The sequence below is a fragment of the Mesorhizobium sp. M7A.F.Ca.ET.027.02.1.1 genome, assembly GCF_004022985.1.
Lineage (GTDB): Bacteria > Pseudomonadota > Alphaproteobacteria > Rhizobiales > Rhizobiaceae > Mesorhizobium.
In genome coordinates this window covers 1-753 of the sequence record NZ_RZOL01000864.1, presented here as the reverse complement: position 1 = coordinate 753, position 753 = coordinate 1, and the positions used below count along the sequence as shown (strand labels likewise).

Below are 753 nucleotides of genomic sequence, written 5' to 3'. Positions count from 1 at the left end.
GGAAAAGCCTATAAGCGAATACGCGAGACATTCTGGGGAACCTTTCTGGCGGCTCTCCATTCGGTCATGCGGTTGAACCAGATCGCCGAAGTACCACGCCAGCCGCCCCGGCGCGTCTGTTGGATCACAATCGGCAGGACAGACCGCACGTAATCGATGATCTCCGCCTTGCTCAGCCCGAGCCCAGCCTGCATGACCATCAATGCTAGCTGCTCGAACGCACCGGTCGGGCTGTCCGCATGGATCGTCGTGATCGATCCCGGATGACCCGTGTTGACGGCGCGCAAGAACGAATAGGCTTCCGCTCCCCGGATCTCGCCCAGGAAGATTCGATCCGGCCGCAAGCGCATGGCCGCCTGCAGCAGCGTTTCAACGGTCACGCGCGCCAGGCCCTGGTCGCCCTTTGACGCGACGAGGGGCAGATAGTTGGGCTGGTGTGGTTTGACCTCTCGCGTATCCTCAATGGTGAGAATCCGCTCATCCGAAGGCACCTCGTGCAAAATCGCGTTCAGAAAGGTCGTTTTGCCCGACGACGTGCCTCCTGAAAGCAAGATCGAATAGCGCTCCCGAACGGCCAAGCGGATGAAATCCTCGACGTTCCCGGTGTCGAGATATTCACAAAGGGCGCTGTCGGTCTCGCTCAATTCGTCGGGATCCTGGACGGAGACAATATCGAATGACCCCCGCTCCCGATAATCCTCAAGGCGCATATCCTTCACGACCTGCTTGCGGATCGCGAAGGCGCCTCCTGTC

At 59.8% G+C, this 753-nt stretch carries 1 protein-coding gene; it reads right to left on the bottom strand.

Features of this window, described 5'->3' with window-relative positions:
* Positions 1-8: 8 nt before the first annotated feature.
* Positions 9-753: P-type DNA transfer ATPase VirB11 (gene virB11 / locus EN749_RS36685; RefSeq protein ID WP_128365086.1), on the bottom strand; the 745-nt coding region annotated here is incomplete at its 5' end.